This is a genomic window from Stenotrophomonas sp. YJH_SMC_37 (assembly GCF_059370035.1).
The window spans coordinates 43090-59791 of sequence record NZ_JCAFTG010000007.1; the positions used below are offsets into that span (position 1 = coordinate 43090).

Here is a 16702-nt window from a genome sequence, read left to right on the forward strand (position 1 = left end):
GTGGCGGAAGGCCCGGCGCTGTGCGCCGCCGCCCGAGCATGGGCTCGGGCGCTACGGATATCCGGGTTCGGGGGGGCCACCTGTAGAGCCGAGCCCACGCTCGGCTGCGCGTCTCAACGCAGCGCCAGGTCCACGGCGATGCCGGCAAACAGCGCGGCACCCACCCAGTTGTTGTGCAGGAACGCCTTGAAGCACGGGCCGCGCTCGCGGTTGCGGCAGATCCAGAACTCGTAGACCACCAGCACCGTGGCCACCGCCACGCCGGCCAGGTAGTAGCCGCCCAGCCCGCCGCGCACGCCAACCAGCGCCATGGTGGCCAGGAACAGCGCGTACAGCACGCCCTGGATGACCAGGTCCAGGTCGCCGAACAGGATCGCGGTGGAGTGCGAGCCCATCTTCAGGTCGTCCTCGCGGTCGACCATGGCGTACCAGGTGTCGTAGGCGGTGGACCACAGGATGTTGCCGGCATACAGCAGCCAGCCCAGCATCGGCACCTCGCCCTGCACGGCAGCGAACGCCATCGGGATGCCCCAGCCGAACGACATGCCCAGGTAGACCTGCGGCAGGTGGGTGTAGCGCTTCAGGTACGGGTAGCTGGCAGCCAGGAACACGCCGATGAAGCTCAGGCCGATGGTCAGCCCGTTCAGGGTCAGTACCAGGCCGAACGCCACCAGCATCAGCACCGCGAACAACGCCAGCGCGGCGCGGCCACTGATCGCACCGGTGGCCAGTGGGCGCGCCTTGGTGCGCTCCACGTGCGGGTCGAGCCAGCGGTCGGCGTAGTCGTTGATGACGCAACCGGCCGAGCGGGTCAGCCACACGCCGGCGGTGAACACGAACAGCGTCCACAGCGGCGGCAGACCACCTGCGGCCAGCCACAACGCCCACCACGTGGGCCACAGCAGCAGCAGCGTGCCGATCGGGCGATCGGCGCGCATCAGACTCCAGTAATGCCGCCAACGCGGCGTCGCCGGCGACTGCGGCGAAGTGAGGGGGGTATCAGCCATGGCGATAGGATACTCCTGCGCTGGAAGGACTGCGGCGCGGGCCTGGAAAATACAGGGCCCAATGCGCCTGCGCGCACCGGGCCCCGGTGTCCTGCCCCAGCGTGACGGTGGACTCAGACCTTGCCCCACGCTGCTGGCGCGTTGTGCCAGCGCCAAGCGCTCTCAATGATCGGAGCCAATTCTGTCCATACGGGCTGCCACCCCAGCACCCTGCGCGCGCGCTCACTCGAAGCCACCAGCCGAGCGGGATCACCGGCCCGTCGCTCAGCAGCGTCGTAGGGTACGCGCAAGCCAGACACAGCCTCAGCCGTCTGGATCACGTCCAGTACGGAAAAGCCTTGTCCGTTGCCAAGATTGAACGCATGGGCACCTGGTTGTGCATCCATGTAATCCATCGCCAGCGCATGGGCTTGGGCCAGGTCTTGGACGTGCACGTAGTCCCGCACACAGGTTCCATCGGGTGTTTCGTAGTCGCTGCCAAACACCTTGAGCCGCCCGCCCTGCCCCAGCGCCGAGCGCAATACATTGGGAATCAGATGAGTCTCGCAGGCATGCGCCTCTCCGATGCCGTGCTGAGGCAGCGCCCCGGCGGCATTGAAGTAGCGCAGGCATACCGAGCGCAGACCGTAAGCTGCAGCAGCGTCTGCCAAGATGCGCTCGGCCATCAGCTTGCTCGACCCGTAGGGGTTGATGGGCTGCTTCGGATGGTCTTCGTCAATCAGCGCAGAGCACGGCTCGCCAAAGATCGCCGCCGTAGAGGAAAACACAATGCGCTCCACCTCATGACTTCGCATTGCCTGCAGCAGATTCATCGTGCCGGTGACATTGTTGGCGTAGTACGCGTACGGATCACGTACCGACTCACCCACCAGCGACCGGGCAGCGAAGTGCATGACCGCATCGAAGTGCCGACCAGCAAACAGCCGTTGAAGGGCTGCCGCGTCCAGCAAGTCGCCCTCTACCAGCTCTCCCCACGCCACGGCGCCACGGTGCCCAGTGGACAGATTGTCGAATACGGTTACCCGATGCCCCTGCTCGGACAAGTACTGGGCCATGTGGCTGCCGATGTAGCCCGCACCGCCGCATATGAGAACGTCACGCATGAAGATCTTCCCTGACCTAGTAGGAACAATGCCTGGAGCATCCTACCCCTGAATTGGACGGAGGGCCGACACCTTCATGGCGGCCCTCTTTACGCGGTCAACGGCAGGAGGTCATTCCTTGCCGTCAGACTTGTACTCGTAATAGCCGTAGCTGTAATAGCCCGTGGCACGCTTCTCGACCGCGTTGAAGATCGCACCCTTGATCTGCACGCCGTTCTGCTCAAAGCGCTGCAGCGTCAGCTCGATTTCCTTGGCCTGGTTCACGCCGAAACGCGTGACCAGCAGACTCGAACCCGCGTGGGTGGCGACCAGCGCCGGATCGGTCACGGCCAGGATCGGCGGCGTATCGACGATCACCAGGTCGTACTTGCCGGACATGTCCTGCAGCAGCTGCGCGAAGCGCGGGTGCATCAGCAGCTCGGCCGGGTTCGGCGGAATATCACCACGCACCATGTAATGCATGTTTTCCAGACCGGACACCGGATGGATCACTTCGTCGGTGCTCAGCTTGCCGCCCAGCACGTCCGACAGGCCCTTCTGGTGCGACACACCCAGGATCTTGTGCAGCGTGCCCTTGCGCATGTCGGCGTCGATGACCAGCACGCGCTGGCCAGCCTGCGCAATAACCGCGGCCAGGTTGGTGGAGACGAAGGTCTTGCCCACGCCCGGGCGCGGGCCCGAGATGGTCAGGATGTTGTTCTTCGCTTCCAGCATGGCGAAGTGCAGGCTCGTACGCAGACTGCGCAGCGCTTCCACGGTCGGATCAGCCGGGGCGGTTACCGCCAGCAGGTGCTGGCGACCGTCGGCCACGACGCGCGTACCGTGCTTGCCCTTGCGCAGCTTGGGCAGCGTATTGGACACACTGAGCGGGATGGCTGCGTACACGGGCAAGCCCAAGGCTTCAATGTCTGCCGGGTCTTCGATGCCTGGGTTGAGCATTCGCTGGAGGAAAACAAACGCGACGGCGAGCAATGCCCCGAGTAGGGTGCTGACGATAACAATCAAAGCCTTACGCGGCTTAACTGGATTTGCCAGATCAACTACTGCGGAGTCGACAATACGTACGTTGCCAACCGCACCTGCGCGGGCTACATCCAGCTGCTGAGCTTGATTCAACAACGCCGTATACAGCTCGTTACTTACTTGCAGATCACGTGTCAGGCGCAGCAACTCCTGCTGGGTTTCCGGCAGATCACCCACCTGCTTCTGGAATCCACCCTTGCGGCCCTCCAGATCACCGATCTGCCGGAGCAATGCGCGATAGGCTGGATGCTCGCGAGTAAAGCTCCGATCCATCTCAGCCTGCTTCAAACGCAACTGCTGGATGCTCGCCTCCACAGCGACTTCCTGCTCCAGCAGCCCTTTCGTCTGCATGGTGATATCCACCGAGCGAGACTGCGACTGGTACGCGCTCATGGCGGCCTGGGCCTGCTCGACCTGACGGCGAATAGTTGGCAGCTGATCCTTTACGAACTGGAGCTGAGACGCTGCCTCCGCCGAGCTCCGATCCACGTTCTGGCGAACATAGGCATCGGCGACTCTTTGCACCAGGGCTTCGGCACGAGCGGCGTCAGAGTCCTGATATCGAATTGCCAGGATCCCTGAATCTTTACCTTGTTCGACCGCCTGCAACTCATCCTGAATGCTTGCTACGACATCAAGACGCCGCGTCTTCACCAGCTCGAATCGGACACCGGGATTGCCTTGGAGACCTGAAACTTCAAGGACTATCCCACCGCGACTAACTGGCACACCCACCTTGCCGCGCAGCAGCCTTTCACCTTCAGGCCCGTAAAGGGAAAACTCACCAGCTCCATTTTCGACCTGAAGAATATACTTTTGGTCGATCTGAGATCCGGGAACGTCGAATCGATGGACGTCGAGCGCTTCACCACCCCAGGCATAACTAGTAAGTCCAAACCAAGGATCGGCTACAGGGGCCTCCTCAGTTGGCTTGAAACGACGTGAAATGAACCCGCCGATCAATGGAAACTGGTATGGCTCAACCTGTGTGTCGAGCTGAAGGGCATCAACAGCGGCCCCTACCACCGTGCGAGAGGTCAGGAGCGCGACCTCTGTAGTTGCGGCGGTGCTACCTCCACCTCCCAACGAAGCAAGATCGGCCAGACCCGGGATGGAGGGAACCTTAGACTCCACCTGAATCATAGCTTCCGCCTGATAAACAGGCTTCGAAAGCAATGCATAGGCACAGCCAACCGCGAAGAAGACCACCGCGACCGAGATTATCAACCACCGGCGATCCAACAATACGCCGAGTACTTCGCGCAGATCGATCTCGTCGTTCTTTGCAGCCCGGTCTTCCATTTGTTTGGTCATTGATTCCACTTCATCATCGAAAAATCTCGCGCAGCGACCCAGGGGCGATCCCGACAAGGCCGCACTTGTTGGCACCATCAAAGGACCGAGGATCCTAGATACTTCTCAGCAGGCAGGAAGGAGGAGTTCGGCCGTCGGGCCACACAGCATACCTCGAATCCGGCTCAGAGATGAAGTTCAACGCAATCGATATCAACTACCTCGAACGCGCGCGCGTTGCATCGCGAACAAGGACTGCTATGCTTGGGGGTCGTCGAAGGCAGGCTATGGGCTCTAGTCAGCTGCAGAGCGCGCGACACCCGAAAGCAGCTTGGGGAGCCACTGATACGCAAACAAGCTACTTGACCGGACGCCCCACGGGAGACACCTCACTCGCGGTGCCGCCAGTCACTAGGCGACAGCAAGTCAGAGCCGTCTTGAGCACTCAAGGACCAATGGAAATGGAGTTTGGAATCGGGCAAGCCGCCGAAGAACACACGGGCATCCTCACGGACAGCACCTAAGCGTCGACTGCCAGCCTGAAGGCGAAAATCAAGCAGCCGACGATACAAGTTAACGTCATCAAATGGAATTTCAATGAGCAAGCGCGCGCTAATTACAGGAATCACCGGTCAAGATGGATCTTACCTCGCGGAACTATTGCTACAGAAAGGCTATGAAGTTCACGGAATCAAACGTCGATCCTCGTCTTTCAATACTCAGCGCGTTGACCACATTTATCGCGACCCCCACGATGCAACAAGCAAGTTGCACCTGCACTACGGCGACCTCACTGACTCCAGCAACCTAACCCGCATCATCGCGGAAGTTCAGCCCGACGAGGTCTACAACTTGGGCGCTCAAAGTCATGTGGCGGTGAGCTTTGAATCGCCGGAATATACCGCAGACGTCGACGCCCTCGGCACCCTTAGGCTTTTGGAGGCCATTCGATTCCTGAAGCTTTCTGAGAAAACCAGGTTCTATCAGGCCTCGACTTCTGAACTTTTCGGACTTGTCCAAGAATCCCCCCAGCGGGAATCAACCCCCTTCTACCCCAGAAGCCCCTATGGCGTGGCAAAACTCTACGCTTACTGGATCACGGTTAACTACCGTGAGAGTTACGGCATGTACGCGTGCAATGGGATTCTGTTCAATCATGAAAGCCCACGTCGCGGCGAGACATTCGTAACACGAAAGATTACCCGCGGCCTGGCGAATATTGCCCAAGGCCTCGAGAAGTGCCTTTATATGGGGAACCTCGACTCCCTACGAGACTGGGGCCATGCCAAAGACTACGTTGAAATGCAGTGGCTGATGCTTCAACAGCAGAAGGCCGTCGACTATGTGATTTCAACAGGTGTTCAGTACAGCGTCCGCCACTTCATTGAACTCGCGGCCTTCGAGCTGGGCATCACGCTGCAGTTTGTAGGCGAGGGCGATTCGGAAAAAGCGGTAGTTGTACGGGTGGATGGCGACCAAGCGCCACACGTGCGCCCTGGCGACACCATCGTTTGCGTTGATCCTCGATACTACCGCCCGGCAGAAGTTGAAACGCTGCTGGGTGACTACGCCAAGGCGGAACGCGAACTGGGTTGGAAGCCAACTACAAGCCTGCAAGAAATGGTTTCGGAGATGGTGCAGTCGGATCTACTGGAAGCCAAAGAGAAACGCTATCTGATTGAATGTGGCATCCGCGATAGCTGACAGAAAGATGTTTAGAGCATCGCTAATTTCCGCCATTACCGCCATCCTAGTGATGGCGGTTAATTTTCTAGTGAGCGTCGTCACTGCTCGAAGCCTCGGCCCCGAGGGTCGCGGTGCATTCTACTCAGTGCAGGTCTTCGCCCTTTTCGTGGCATCATGCGCCCAGTTGGGCCTGGGACAGGCCATGGTTTATGCAGTACGCGCGAAGATTATTCAATTCAGTAGTGCGTATGACCGCTCCAGCGCGTTAACTACGATTCTTTCCGTATGCCTGGCAGCCGCCACATTTCAGATTTTCCTTTCAGAGGATGATATCAGCATATGGACAGCACTCTGCTATGCCGCGGCGGTATCCATTACTATCTTTTGCGGCTTCTGCGCTCAACTAGATAGTTCACTTAAAGCCTACAATTTTTCGAGAATCGGACTGCCAATCTTGGTCCTCTTGGGTCTTGGCACCGCCTCACTGGCTGAAACGCTTAGCTTAAGAGTTGCAATCGACATACAAGCAGCTGCGACACTAGTCATTGCTTGCGGAACATGGCTGTATCTTCGGAGGAAATTTCGCGGGGATTCGCCCATGGCGACTCCACCAGGGGAGCCGCGTCAAGTCCACAAGCAATCGCTGATGGCGCTTGGATTGAAGTTTCACGCAACGACCATGACTGGAATCATCGCGACGAATGCTGACAAAATCTATCTCATGGCAGTGGCAAGCGCTGCAGAACTCGGGATTTATTCAATCGCATTTTCCACATCTCGAATACTTAGCTCACTCTATGAATCGATAGCGACATCGCTATATTCCCGTTATGGCGGACAGCGCGACCCTGGATCAACGGCTGCGGTCTTGCAGGTATTCCGGATAACATTCGCCCCGATGTTGATCGCCGCCATCGTAGCTGGACTTGCAGGCCACATTTTCATACCACTGATCTTCGGCCAACGCTTCATCGGAGCGGCGCTGCCTTTTTCAATCCTGTTGATTGAAGCGACGCTCTCTGGATCAAGCTGGATGCTCGCCCAAAAATTCAACATCGACGGAAAGCCTGGGCTTGTCGCTGTAAGGCAGATTGCATCGGTAGTACCTATGCTAGCGGCACTACCACTCCTGCCGCAGCATAACTTAATCATCTGGCTGTCAGTTGCAATGGCAATATCAGGCGCAATAAGGCTATTTTTAACTATTCTATTTATGATTAAGATTGAGAACATTCGACTGCGCCAGTTGATCCCGACTGCCAGTGACGCACATTTTGCACTTAGCATTTTTGACAGGAAAAGGAGTTTCGAGTGAAGCGTAGCAAAGGCTCGATCCCGCATGCACAGGTGATGGCGGAACTTAAGGAAAGCCTGTCTAGAGTCGCCGATGTCATCAGCAGCGACACGATTCACTTTGTGGACATTCCAGTCCATGGCAATGTCGGCGACATCCTGATCATGTCAGGGACATTGAAGTTCCTAAGCGACTACAAGATTCGTCGACTGCAGACATCTGCTTACTTCAACTACGACCCGAACTGGGCTGAGGCTGGCGTACCCATTGTGCTTCAGGGAGGCGGCAACCTTGGAGACCTTTACGATGGCCCCCAAGGGGTACGAGAGAGCGTCATATCCCGATGCGTCACGAACAGAATTGTCATACTTCCTCAGACAATACACTTCTCGAGCCCCGAGAATTATGAGGCATGCTGCTCTCTTTTCTCCAAGCATCCTGATCTTCACATATTCGTGCGAGACACCAGATCTGCTGCTCTGGCGAAAAGGATGACCCCCAATGTCTATCTTTCACCTGATATGGCGCATCAGCTTTGGCCAATGACTACCGCACAGCGTCCGAAGTTCGATCAGCTTGCCTTTAAACGAACTGACGACGAGCGTAGCGGTTCCGCAGCGACCGATGAGGGGCACTCTATCGACTGGCCCACCCTCATTGGATGGCACGGTGCAGCTGTCAGAATATATGCAAAGATTGGAAAACTACCATTTCTCCGCAAGTCAAAATCCGCTGCAAATATACACAGCGAGATCTGGTGCCATTACGCCAAGCATCTAGAATCGCTCTCCGCGTCTCACTTCAGTCAGTACAAGGAAGTTGAGACCGATAGACTACATGGGCATATCCTGAGTTCATTACTGGGGATAGAGAATGTCGTCAGCGACAATTCATATGGTAAGAATGGCGGATATATCCGTTGTTGGACCCATACGAGCGATCATGTAACCCTGGTCGAGCAGACAGAGCATGGCCAAGACTAATTCACGAGTGGACGGAAGATCGCTGCTATGGACCTTCTGTCTTGTGCTAGTACTGATTTCCATGTCCATCCATCAGCTGCGTTACGCGATGTACCTCATCCCGTTCGCAGCTCTGGTTGCAGTCATTTCGACCCAGAAAATCAGAATTCCCGCGCCTGTACTTCCATTTCTTGCCTACGCTTCTGCTGCTGCCCTCACTGTACCATTTGGCGGAGAGCTGGGTTTCAAGGACTTCTATTTTGTATTCTCAGGCATCGCGATTACACTTGCCTTCTCAAATCCAATAGAATTCAGCTGGATCAAATTTCTCCTTCCGGTTGTATTCATTGCCAGCATAATTGGGGCTATCACTCTACGCGGGTGGCACGGCCTGGAATTCGATTTACTCGACTCTTCCTCCTCCCTCGAGAGTACTGGCTCGTTTGTTTGCGGACTATTTGCCGTCGTAGCACTGGCACGATCTCGATGGGCAATGCTTTTCCTCGCAACGGTGGCATCGATCCTTCTCCTTAAACGTGCGGCTCTCCTTGGCATCGCGGTGTGCATTCCTTTCGCCTTTTTGCCAGAGCGGAGAGCGAAGCAGTTGCTGTCCAGTCCAGTCATGGTGCTGGTAAATCTTGTAGCTGTTGCCTTTGCATTAAAATACGCCATCGGCGATCTAGATACCGCAATCACCGCAGTAACTGGAAAGTCTGCTAACGAAGTCGGCCTAGGCAGGCAGCTTCTTCAGTCAGAGGCGGCGCACAGCATCGCTGGAAACCTTCACTACGTCTTCTACGGAAACGGCGTTGGAACAGCCTACGCTACCTTCCTCGGAAAGTTCGGGCAAGGAGATGCAAACATGCACTCTGATGCCCTTAAGATGGTCTATGAGCTCGGACTAGTATTCTTTCTTACATTCATCTGGCTCGGATACAGGGCAAAAACACTAGAAGCAAAGATGCTATTCCTTTATAGCAATCTTATATTCTACTTTGACAATACAATCATATATTCCTTCTATCTATTCTTCCTGCTTTCAATGCAAATGCTTGACCAGGATGATAGGGAGTTGAAACAGGGGAGCCACGCACCATGCAGCCAGTAGTTTCAGTTGTCATGCCTGCATACAATGCAGAGGAAACGATTGAGGAGGCCGTTGTCTCCATCCTCAATCAAGACCTGCGCGAAATTGAGCTGATCGTAGTGGACGATGGATCTACGGACCAGACAGGACTCGTCCTCGCTCGACTCCAGGCCGACAGCCGACTTCGGGTAGTAACGCAGAAGAACGCGGGCGTGGTCGCTGCCCTCAATGCCGGAATTGCAGTCGCAGCTGGAACATTCATTGCTCGCGCGGATGCTGACGACTATTACAGCCCCAGTCGACTGAGCCTCCAGCGCTCGGTGCTTGACGCCGACCCTCGCGTTTCCCTGGTCTATACAGACTTTTTCAAAGTATATCCCGACGGAACACTCACGCCATCCACAACTCCGGGCAATCACGACGATGCGATGACCTCGTTATTTAGAGGCAACTTCGTAATGCACAGCAGCGTCATGTTCCGACGAAAGGATTTCATCCAGGCGGGCGGTTATCGACCTGAGTGGAAACACATTGAAGATTGGGAGCTTTGGTTCAGACTTACTCTTCTTGGCAAAATGGCCAGAGTTGGCGATGGAGTTTCTTTCCTTCGGGTCCACGACGGAAGCGTGTCCGCAAAGCATGAGATTTTCCAGGCAAAAGCTGGATTGAAATTGAGATGGAGCCTGATCCAGTCTCAGCGATACCCTGTTTCGAGCATGGTCCATATGATCCGCCCGGCACTGAAGGTTTTCGTGGGCAAGCACGCGCTGTCCGTCGCTCGCAAAGTGCTCGGGAGGAAGCGCTATCAATGAGCTACATTACTTGTGATTGGGCTGCAAACCGAGGAAACCCCAAGGGCCGCTTGATATTGCTCAGCTTTCGAGCTGTCAATCTGATCAGTCGTATGCCCAAGGTCATCAGGCTCCCTCTACTTCCAGTCGTTGCTGCCTACAGAGTTGCGATCGAATGGATTCTAGGCGTTGAAATACCATGGAAAACAAGGATTGGTCCTGGCGCATCGCTCTACCACGGGATTGGCTTGGTCATCAATGATCGAACGATTATTGGTCGCAATGTTGTACTGAGGCACTGCACTACAATTGGCGTTCGCGTTACAAGCTCGAGCTTCGACGGCATCGCCCCAGTCATTGGGGACAATGTTGATATCGGATCAAATGCAACAATCATTGGGCCAATTAAGATAGGGAACAATGTATCGATAGGCGCTGGAAGCGTCGTTATTACAGACGTTCCCGACGACTGCATCGCCGTTGGAAATCCCGCCCGAATAATCAATCGCCGGACAAGCTGAAGATGAGAGTTCTCATTGTCCACAACTATTATCAGCAGGCCGGCGGCGAAGATTCCGTTGTCAGGAACGAAGCGGAGCTGCTTCGTGCGAACGGCCATGAAGTGAAGCTTTACGCTGTCTCCAATCAATCAATCCAAGGGTTCGCATCGAAGATTATTGCAACGGTAAATGCAATATTCTCCATTCCCTCATACCTCAGGATTAGCAAAGAGATATCTGAGTTTCGTCCTGATGTAGTTCACGTCCACAACTTCTTCCCACTTATCTCGCCATCCGTATTTTATGCCTGCCGAGCCAAGAAGGTACGATCGGTTTTCACTCTTCACAATTACCGGATTGTGTGCCCGACTGCGACATTGTACTTTGATGGTGAAGTGACCGAGAGGAGCATAGACGAGGGCCCTTGGTGGACCGTGGCTCGTCGTGTGTATCGGAACTCGCTCATCGGAACTTTTTCAATTGCCGCCAGCGTCTCACTGCATCGGCGACTGGGTACGTGGAAGAAGGTTGATCAGTTCATTGCGCTCACCGAGTTTGCAAAGAGCCTGTTTTCGAGAGCAGGGATACCAAGCTCCAAGATTAGAGTGAAGTCCAACTTCTCTCATCTGGAAATTGAAGAGTTCCCCGAGCAGGGAGTTCGTGATGGTTATCTTTTCGTGGGTCGACTTACTGAAGACAAGGGAATACACGTGCTGCTCGAAGCGGCACGTTCCGCTGACGTAACTGTGACAGTCATTGGTGATGGCCCGCTATCGGAAAATGTTTCGGCCAACAAGAATATTAATTTCTTGGGCAAGCGAGATTCTTCGATAATCAGGTCTGAAATGAGGAAGGCCAAGGCACTCATCGTTCCCAGCTTGTGGTACGAGGGCTTTCCAATGGTCATCGCCGAAGCGTATTCACAGGGCCTTCCCGTCTTTGCCAGTGATATCGGTGCTCTTAGCGAGTTGATAGAGCCAGAAGTAACCGGCGAGTTGTTTAGTCCGGGAAGCCCTGATGAGCTCGCCGCTCTGTTGATCAGCCATAAAAACTCTGAGCATCGAATAGCGCGAATGAGTTCCGGTGCGCGCAGCCGTTATCTGGACTCCTACTCTCCGGAAGTAAGTCTTCGAACCCTTTTGTCGGCCTACAACTCCGAGCAGTCCCTCTAAATTGCATGGACAGCATCCATAGTGAATAACCCCTGTACTTCTATCGACGTTATCGGCACACCGATCACTCGCGTCAGCTGGGATCAGTCCCTACACCGTATTCACGCTTGGAGCATGCGTCGAGACAGCAGGGTAGTCTGCATCTGCAACGCCCACTCCGTCGTCACAGCACGTCACGACAAGGAGTTCGCAGCAGCCGTGAACTCTGCCGACATGGCAACGCCCGATGGTGCGCCGGTGGCCTGGCTCATGAGACGTCTTGGCGCTTCCGGACAGCAACGCATCAATGGTCCCGACCTGATGCTCAAGTACTGCGAGGCAGCCGCCAAGCGCGGCGAGTCCATCTACCTCTATGGTGGCGCTGAGAGGACCTTGAGCATTCTCCGCGACGAGCTGCCCAAGCGATTCCCTGGCTTGGTCATTGCCGGCTCGCACTCACCGCCCTTCCGCGCGCTCAGCGAAGAAGAGGATGCTGCCATCGTGCGCGACATCAATGACTCTGGTGCCGGGACGATCTGGGTCAGCCTCGGCTGTCCGAAGCAGGAGAAGTGGATGGCGGCGCACCGTGGCCGGATCAATGGCGTGATGATCGGTGTCGGGGCGGCATTCGACTACCATGCGGGTGTTATCTCCCGGGCCCCGCTCTGGATGCAGAACAATGGCCTCGAATGGCTGCACAGGCTAGCGAGCGAGCCTCGTCGGCTGTGGAAGCGCTACTTCGTCACCAACACCCTCTTCATTTGGCACGCTGCGCGCCAGCTTATGACGGCGCAGTCGAAATGACCCACTTGACCGAGCTTCCACCACGGCACTTGAGTGCAGCTGACTTCAAGGCCGTCGTTCGGGACACACCGCTTGTGTCGATTGATCTTCTGGTCATGGATCCACGGCAACGCATGCTTGTGGGGTTACGCACCAATGAACCTGCACGCGGATTCTGGTTTGCGCCGGGTGGGCGCATCCGCAAAGGCGAGAACTTCAGCCAGGCATTCCGCAGGCTGACTCTGTCTGAGCTCGGCCAATCGCTGGAGATCAGCGAAGCCACCTTCGTTGGAGTGTATGAGCACTTCTACGCCGAGGACTTCACCGGAGCATCGGATGCAGGTACACACTACGTGGTGCTGGCCTACTCCATCAGCGTGGATCCCGCGAGAATGGCTCTGCCGGAGGAACAGCATGCTGAGTACCGTTGGGTAACGGCAGAAGATGCTTTGTCCGATGCCTCGATCCACCCCAATACCCAAGCATACGCTCGCAAATGAAAAAGGGCCAGCGAACGCTGGCCCCTTCCATCCGAAACCTTAGGCCGCGCGCAGGCGCCCTTGGTTGTCGAGGAACCAGCGATACGTCTGTTCGACGCCTTCCCGGAGCTCGATCGAAGCCTTCCAGCCCAATCCATTCAACCGTGAGACGTCCAGCAGCTTGCGCGGGGTGCCATCGGGCTTGCTGGTGTCATTGCGGATCTCGCCCTTGAAACCTGTGACGTCCTTCACCAGCTCCGCAAGCTCGCGAATGCTGATGTCATCACCGACACCCACATTGACGATGTCCGAGCCTTCATAGGTCTCAGTCAGATACACCGTTGCGGCTGCCATGTCGTCTACATGGAGGAACTCACGGCGTGGCGTCCCCGTACCCCACATGACGACCTCGCTGTCACCACGCTCAGCGGCTTCATGGAACTTCCGCAGAAGCGCCGGAAGCACATGCGAGTTCTGCAGATCGAAGTTGTCGCCCGGCCCATAAAGATTGGTCGGCATCAGGCTGATCGCGTTGAATCCATACTGCTTGCGATAAGCCTGGCACATCTTGATGCCCGCAATCTTTGCGATCGCATACCACTCGTTCGTAGGCTCCAGGCCTCCGGTCAGCAGCGAATCCTCGCGGATGGGCTGCTCGGCGAACTTGGGGTAGATGCACGACGAACCCAGGAAAGTCAGCTTCTTGGCGCCATGGCGGTATGCCGCGTCGATCACGTTGTTCTGGATCTGCAGGTTCTCAAACAAGAATTCGGCAGGGTACGCATCGTTTGCATGGATGCCGCCTACCTTGGCCGCAGCCAGGATGACGATGGCCGGCTTCTCGGCCTCGAAGAGCGCTTCGACCGACGCGCGATCCCTGAGATCGACGCGCTCGCGCCCTGCTAGCAAGAGGTTGTCATATCCCAACGCCTGCAAACGGCGCACCACAGCACCACCCACCAGCCCCCGGTGTCCTGCGACAAAAATCTTATCGTGCTTGTCCATGCCCTTTCCGTTCAACTGCTGAGTCATGGGTCAAATTTTAGCAGACGGCCTCAACCCCATTCGGGTCAGGCCGGCCTTGATGACGGGTGGGTTGAGATTTATCCGGGGAAACCAGATAGAATGCCCTCCTCACGGCCCCTTCCGGGTGTCTTGATGCTCGTCCCGGCAGGTTCCGAGGGCGAGGCTGTATACAACGCGCCCGTAGCTCAGCCGGATAGAGTAGTGGCTTCCGAAGCCATTGGTCGGGGGTTCGAATCCCTCCGGGCGCGCCATCTTCCCCTGCTCCCGTCTGCCCTTGCAGACCCGCCTCCCAGCAGGATGCCCCCAGCAACACCCCGGCTCCCAGAGCGTGACCGCCAAGCGCTTCAGCCGGCGGCACAGCGCCATGGCCGATCGACAGCGAGCCTCCGCGCGCGCCAGTCACTCAAGCCCATGCAGCGCCCGCACCTCAGAGTCCCTCTCGACCAGATACATGTTGAACAACTGCGTCGCATCCCGCGACCAGCTCCCCTCCAGCCAGCGCCACCTCCACCTGGGGCAGCTTCCGCTCCAGGTAGTAGATACGGCTGCCATCGCCCGAGAAGTGTCCATCCAGCAGCTGCCAGCGCGCGAGATCCCCCCGGGCAGCGGCTTCCCATCGCAATAGACGTTGCTGTCATCAACTGCGTACAGCGGGTCCTGCGGGATTGTTTGCAGCAGCTCGCCACGCAGGCAGTGCTTTATGCACCGGCCGCAGTATTGCGCCTGTCCCGCCAGTAACCACCGCACTGGCGGAAGCTGTCGCGGTCGATCGCGGGCAGGCGGGTCCTGGCGTGGTAGACGGCGGGCGCATCGCGCGCGACGAAATAGTGTTCGGGGATGAACTCGAAACTGGCCGCGTCGGGCTTGCGCAGCAGCCGGCCCTGGTGGAAGACCTGGCCTTTGTGGATACGCCAGAATTCGATGCCGTAGGGGCCGACGAATCGCTGGTCAGGAAGTTCGCCGATCTTCTGCCATGGCATGGTCTGGGGCTCCGCCCGTGGTGGGGCCGCTAGTTCAATGCGGTCGGCGGGAAAAACAGCCGAGCGTTGGCTCGGCTCTACAGGTGCCAATGCACCGATGCAGACGGCAACGCCGGGCATGCGCGGCGTTGCCGTTGATGTGCAGATCAGTACTTACCATCGAACGCAAAGACCGGCTTGCGCTGCTTCCACGCACCAGCGGTGAAGTCCGGGAACTCCAACGTCTGGAAACCGTTGGCGATGGACTGCTCGCTCAGCGGCGTGATCGCACTCCAGGTCACCGCATCGTAGATGTCGATCGGCATCGGCGCCTTGGCCTTCAGCGCTTCCACAAACGCGTGGATGACGAACCAATCCATGCCACCGTGGCCGGCGCTGGCAGCGGTCTCGGCATTCTGCTTCCACAGCGGATGCTCGTATTCGTCCTGGTACTTCTTGAACTCTTCCCACTGGTGCGGCGGGCTGCGGCCTTCGATGTGGATCGAATGGTTTACATCCATCCACAGGCCCTTGGTGCCCTGCACGCGGAAGCCCATCGAGTACGGGCGCGGCAGCGAGGTGTCGTGCTGCAGCAGGATGGTCTCGCCGTTCTCGCAGGCCAGCGTGGTGGTGACGATATCGCCGAGCTTGAACTTCACCTTGGTGCTGGGGTGGGTGGTGCCACCACTCTTGGCCACGGTGTATTCGTGCAGGCCACGTGCCTTGGTCGCGAACGCGTTGATGTGGGTGAAGCGGTTGCCACGGTTGATGCCGGTGTACATCGCGCACGGGCCGATGCCGTGGCTGGGGTACAGCTCGCCGTTGCGCTCCACCGAATGCTCGGTGCGCCAGCGTGCTTCGCTCCAGCCCTTGGGCCCGAACTCCACGCCGCTGTCGTAGGGCTGGTTCGGGTCGCCGGAATTGAACTTCACGCCACGCAGGTCGTGCTGGTAGCCGGCCTGCAGGTGCACCAGTTCGCCGAACAGGCCCTGGCGCACCATCTGCAGCGCCGCCATCACGTCGCGGCGGTAGCAGACGTTTTCCAGCAGCATGTACGGAGTGCCGGTGGACAGCTGCGTCTTCAGCACGTCCCAGTGGTCCTGCAGGGTGATGCCGGCCACCACTTCACAGCCCACGGCCACGCCGGCCTGCATCGCCGCAATCGCCATCGGCGCGTGGTATTCCCACGGCGTAGCGATGATCACGCCATCGATGCCCTTCTGTTCGAGCAGGCGCTTCCAGGCATTGGTATCGCGATCCTGGCCGTAGGTCTTCGGGGCCGGCTTGCCGGCCTTGGCCACCATGTCCATGGCACGGCCGAGCATGATCGGTTCGATGTCGCACAGCGCGACCACCTCGACGTCGTCGCGGCGCACCAGCTCCTTCAGCAGCACCAGCCCGCGCATGCCGGTACCGATCATGGCCAGGCGCACCTTGCGCCCGCGTGCCCATGCCGGGGTCTGCGGCAGCAGGCTGCTGGCGGCGACAGCGGCACTGGCCGCGATGAATTCCCTACGCTTCATGGCAAACATCTCTCCTCTTGGCAGCGAGCCGGCCG

Annotated in this window: 15 protein-coding genes and 1 tRNA gene; 10 read left to right on the forward strand and 6 right to left on the reverse strand. The window is 57.6% G+C overall.

Annotation, left to right across the window (positions count from 1 at the left end; translation table 11 throughout):
- Positions 1–113 precede the first annotated feature (113 nt).
- The 3 genes from ubiA to AC5P8J_RS11560 all read right to left on the reverse strand — a co-directional run bounded on the left by ubiA (position 114) and on the right by AC5P8J_RS11560 (position 4447).
- The gene (gene ubiA, locus AC5P8J_RS11550) at positions 114–1007 is read right to left on the reverse strand and encodes a 4-hydroxybenzoate octaprenyltransferase (protein WP_049461703.1); all 894 of its coding nucleotides are present in this window, start codon (positions 1005–1007) and stop codon (positions 114–116) included.
- Positions 1008–1120: 113 nt separating this feature from the next.
- On the reverse strand, positions 1121–2110 hold the full coding sequence (galE, locus tag AC5P8J_RS11555; RefSeq protein WP_049454033.1) for a UDP-glucose 4-epimerase GalE: 990 nt from the start codon (positions 2108–2110) through the stop codon (positions 1121–1123).
- 111 nt (positions 2111–2221) lie between these two features.
- The gene (locus AC5P8J_RS11560; RefSeq protein ID WP_495216806.1) at positions 2222–4447 is read right to left on the reverse strand and encodes a polysaccharide biosynthesis tyrosine autokinase; all 2226 of its coding nucleotides are present in this window, start codon (positions 4445–4447) and stop codon (positions 2222–2224) included.
- Between the two features lie 576 nt (positions 4448–5023).
- Here AC5P8J_RS11560 and gmd point away from each other — a divergent pair.
- From gmd to AC5P8J_RS11605, 9 genes are all read left to right on the forward strand, one after another.
- A complete protein-coding gene (gene gmd / locus AC5P8J_RS11565; protein WP_495216807.1) occupies positions 5024–6130 on the forward strand; it encodes a GDP-mannose 4,6-dehydratase in 1107 nt (368 codons plus the stop codon).
- Between the two features lie 7 nt (positions 6131–6137).
- Positions 6138–7427, forward strand: a complete 1290-nt coding sequence (locus AC5P8J_RS11570) for an oligosaccharide flippase family protein (protein WP_495216808.1) — start codon at positions 6138–6140, stop codon at positions 7425–7427.
- Entirely contained in the window at positions 7424–8389 is a 966-nt protein-coding gene (locus AC5P8J_RS11575) for a polysaccharide pyruvyl transferase family protein (RefSeq protein ID WP_495216809.1), read from the forward strand. Before AC5P8J_RS11570 ends, AC5P8J_RS11575 begins: the two co-directional genes overlap by 4 nt.
- Before the next feature lie 61 nt (positions 8390–8450).
- Complete coding sequence (locus tag AC5P8J_RS11580; RefSeq protein WP_495216810.1) at positions 8451–9476, forward strand: hypothetical protein; 1026 nt, start codon at positions 8451–8453, stop codon at positions 9474–9476.
- A complete protein-coding gene (locus tag AC5P8J_RS11585; protein ID WP_495216811.1) occupies positions 9464–10267 on the forward strand; it encodes a glycosyltransferase family 2 protein in 804 nt (267 codons plus the stop codon). The genes AC5P8J_RS11580 and AC5P8J_RS11585 overlap by 13 nt, the downstream gene beginning before the upstream one ends.
- Positions 10264–10767 carry a serine O-acetyltransferase gene (locus AC5P8J_RS11590; RefSeq protein ID WP_495216812.1) on the forward strand — a complete coding sequence of 168 codons (504 nt, stop codon included), beginning with the start codon at positions 10264–10266 and terminating at the stop codon, positions 10765–10767. The genes AC5P8J_RS11585 and AC5P8J_RS11590 overlap by 4 nt, the downstream gene beginning before the upstream one ends.
- Positions 10768–10769: 2 nt before the next feature.
- Positions 10770–11918, forward strand: coding sequence for a glycosyltransferase (locus AC5P8J_RS11595; protein WP_495216813.1), 1149 nt, complete (start codon positions 10770–10772; stop codon positions 11916–11918).
- Positions 11919–11939: 21 nt separating this feature from the next.
- The gene (locus AC5P8J_RS11600) at positions 11940–12701 is read left to right on the forward strand and encodes a WecB/TagA/CpsF family glycosyltransferase (RefSeq protein ID WP_495216814.1); all 762 of its coding nucleotides are present in this window, start codon (positions 11940–11942) and stop codon (positions 12699–12701) included.
- Positions 12698–13180: a GDP-mannose mannosyl hydrolase gene (locus AC5P8J_RS11605; RefSeq protein ID WP_313178741.1), complete on the forward strand. Its 483-nt coding sequence runs from the start codon at positions 12698–12700 to the stop codon at positions 13178–13180. The genes AC5P8J_RS11600 and AC5P8J_RS11605 overlap by 4 nt, the downstream gene beginning before the upstream one ends.
- A 39-nt stretch (positions 13181–13219) precedes the next feature.
- Here the strand turns inward: AC5P8J_RS11605 and fcl are convergent, their stop codons facing one another.
- On the reverse strand, positions 13220–14164 hold the full coding sequence (fcl, locus tag AC5P8J_RS11610; protein ID WP_313178740.1) for a GDP-L-fucose synthase: 945 nt from the start codon (positions 14162–14164) through the stop codon (positions 13220–13222).
- A gap of 195 nt (positions 14165–14359) precedes the next feature.
- On the opposite strand from fcl, the gene AC5P8J_RS11615 reads away from it, so the two are divergent.
- Positions 14360–14436, forward strand: a tRNA-Arg gene (locus AC5P8J_RS11615).
- Between the two features lie 447 nt (positions 14437–14883).
- On the opposite strand, the gene AC5P8J_RS11620 is transcribed toward AC5P8J_RS11615, so the two are convergent.
- Together AC5P8J_RS11620 and AC5P8J_RS11625 are read right to left on the reverse strand one after the other, a co-directional pair.
- Positions 14884–15285, reverse strand: a complete 402-nt coding sequence (locus AC5P8J_RS11620; protein ID WP_495216815.1) for a hypothetical protein — start codon at positions 15283–15285, stop codon at positions 14884–14886.
- Between the two features lie 26 nt (positions 15286–15311).
- Positions 15312–16667, reverse strand: a complete 1356-nt coding sequence (locus AC5P8J_RS11625) for a Gfo/Idh/MocA family protein (RefSeq protein WP_109814830.1) — start codon at positions 16665–16667, stop codon at positions 15312–15314.
- Between the last annotated feature and the right edge of the window lie 35 nt (positions 16668–16702).

What these genes read in the sequence shown, in the direction of transcription:
- AC5P8J_RS11595 (WP_495216813.1), top strand. Translation starts at nt 10,770, where the DNA reads ATGAGAGTTCTCATTGTCCACAACTATTATCAGCAGGCCGGCGGCGAA.
- galE (WP_049454033.1), bottom strand. Translation starts at nt 2,110, where the DNA reads ATGCGTGACGTTCTCATATGCGGCGGTGCGGGCTACATCGGCAGCCAC.
- fcl (WP_313178740.1), bottom strand. Translation starts at nt 14,164, where the DNA reads ATGGACAAGCACGATAAGATTTTTGTCGCAGGACACCGGGGGCTGGTG.
- AC5P8J_RS11580 (WP_495216810.1), top strand. Translation starts at nt 8,451, where the DNA reads ATGTCCATCCATCAGCTGCGTTACGCGATGTACCTCATCCCGTTCGCA.
- AC5P8J_RS11590 (WP_495216812.1), top strand. Translation starts at nt 10,264, where the DNA reads ATGAGCTACATTACTTGTGATTGGGCTGCAAACCGAGGAAACCCCAAG.
- AC5P8J_RS11560 (WP_495216806.1), bottom strand. Translation starts at nt 4,447, where the DNA reads ATGACCAAACAAATGGAAGACCGGGCTGCAAAGAACGACGAGATCGAT.
- AC5P8J_RS11570 (WP_495216808.1), top strand. Translation starts at nt 6,138, where the DNA reads ATGTTTAGAGCATCGCTAATTTCCGCCATTACCGCCATCCTAGTGATG.
- gmd (WP_495216807.1), top strand. Translation starts at nt 5,024, where the DNA reads ATGAGCAAGCGCGCGCTAATTACAGGAATCACCGGTCAAGATGGATCT.
- AC5P8J_RS11625 (WP_109814830.1), bottom strand. Translation starts at nt 16,667, where the DNA reads ATGAAGCGTAGGGAATTCATCGCGGCCAGTGCCGCTGTCGCCGCCAGC.
- ubiA (WP_049461703.1), bottom strand. Translation starts at nt 1,007, where the DNA reads ATGGCTGATACCCCCCTCACTTCGCCGCAGTCGCCGGCGACGCCGCGT.
- AC5P8J_RS11585 (WP_495216811.1), top strand. Translation starts at nt 9,464, where the DNA reads ATGCAGCCAGTAGTTTCAGTTGTCATGCCTGCATACAATGCAGAGGAA.
- AC5P8J_RS11605 (WP_313178741.1), top strand. Translation starts at nt 12,698, where the DNA reads ATGACCCACTTGACCGAGCTTCCACCACGGCACTTGAGTGCAGCTGAC.
- AC5P8J_RS11620 (WP_495216815.1), bottom strand. Translation starts at nt 15,285, where the DNA reads ATGCCCGGCGTTGCCGTCTGCATCGGTGCATTGGCACCTGTAGAGCCG.